The 1,561-nt window shown below is 48.5% G+C and carries 1 protein-coding gene; it reads right to left on the bottom strand.

What is annotated here, in order from left to right:
* Positions 1-87 precede the first annotated feature (87 nt).
* A protein-coding gene (locus tag AC0LWN_RS32570; protein WP_474672736.1) for an IS1182 family transposase occupies positions 88-1,448 on the bottom strand; the annotation gives its coding sequence in 2 pieces (ribosomal slippage) (positions 88-878 and positions 878-1,448; 1,362 coding nt in all).
* Between the last annotated feature and the right edge of the window lie 113 nt (positions 1,449-1,561).

The following is a 1,561-nucleotide window of genomic DNA, read 5'->3' as shown; positions in this document are numbered from 1 at the left end:
TCAGAGTGTCGAGAAACCCAGGTCTTTTAATGGCCTTGGGTTTCTTTTGTGTTTCAATGTCGGCGTGCGCGCGGGAAAACGAGGGGGTTACCCCCGTTTTTCCCGGCGATCCAGGTGGATCGCCATCTTCTTCATGTTCTGTACGGCTGCCGTCATCAGCGCTTGTTCCCTGACATTTGGCAGTCCGCGCAACCGGCAATAGCGAAACCCATGGAGCTCTTTAGCATCCGCGAAGCTTCGCTCAATCGTTTCTTTTCGTTTGCGGTACAACTGCTTGCCCGACTTGCTGAGCCGGTTGTTCCGGACCCAATCCTTGCTGTCCTCCCAGACATGCCGGGTCACCACTTTTCGGTGGTTTTTGGACTGCGTACACTCGTTTAAAAACGGACAACTCTTACAGTGCTCTGGATCTGACGCATACTGCTGGTAGCCTTTACGGTCCGTCGTCCGGTACTTCAGTTCGTGGCCGGCCGGACAGACGTACACCTCTCGCTCAGCGTCAAACGAAAACTTCCATTTTGGAAACAATCCTTGCTTGGAATGGAATCTCCGGTGAGCAATAACGGCAAAAATCTTTCGGCTTTGCAGACCGCGACAAATCGGTGTTGTTAAATACCCTGAATCTAGAGCAATGGCTTCCACTTGAAATCCAAAACGTTCCTGCTGGCGGTCCAGACGCGACAAATACGGCACGGAATCATGGACATTTCCGGGCGTGACATGGACATCCGTAATGAGATTGTATTTCATATCTACCGTCCGGTGGTCCAGATAAAAAAAGCCTTCCGGTTTACCGTCGCGGATCATGTATCCGCTGTCGGGATCGGTTTTGCTCACTTTAATTTCTTTTTCTTCGTTCACTTCCTCTCTAGGTTTCAGGGCTTTTTTCCATGGTTCTTCCGGTCTGCTTCTACGGCGGCGTTAAGCTCATCCACATAATCTTTGGTATTTTGCAGCACCTGTTGTTTCGTGTATTGGTGTTTATTCGCATTTGCCTTGACGTGAGTAGAGTCGGTGGCAAGGACTCGTCCGCCCACCATCCGGTGCGAAATCGCCTGGAGAACAATCTCGTCGAAAATATCCTGAAAAATGTTCGTATCTTTAAATCGAGTTCGCCGGTTCCAGCTAATGGTGGAGTGGTCTGGGACCTTGTCAGTCAGCCCCAGCCCGAGAAACCAACGGTAAGCTACATTCGTTTGGACCTCACGTTCTAACTGACGTTCGGAACGAATGCCGTAGAAGTACCCCAGGAAAATCATCTTGAACAACACGACGGGATCAATCGCTGGGCGTCCGTTATCCGAGCAGTACAGCGATTTAATCTTCTTATCGATAAACGAAAAATCAATATATGTATCTACCTTGCGAAGTAAGTGGTCTTGAGGAACTAAATCTTCGATGGAAACAAATTCATAAGTTTGTTGTTTTTCTCGATTGGAACGCAGCATGCTGACACACCATCCGTTCTATAAATAGTTACCTATATTATATAACATTAACGCGGTGTCGTGTGAAATCAAGATCACATAAAGAAGGCCGTCGAGACTTTCTCGACAGCCTG

The sequence above is a fragment of the Paenibacillus sp. sgz302115 genome (assembly GCF_056120445.1).
The sequence above is the reverse complement of the archived record's forward strand: the minus strand, read 5'-3'. Positions and strand labels throughout refer to the sequence as shown.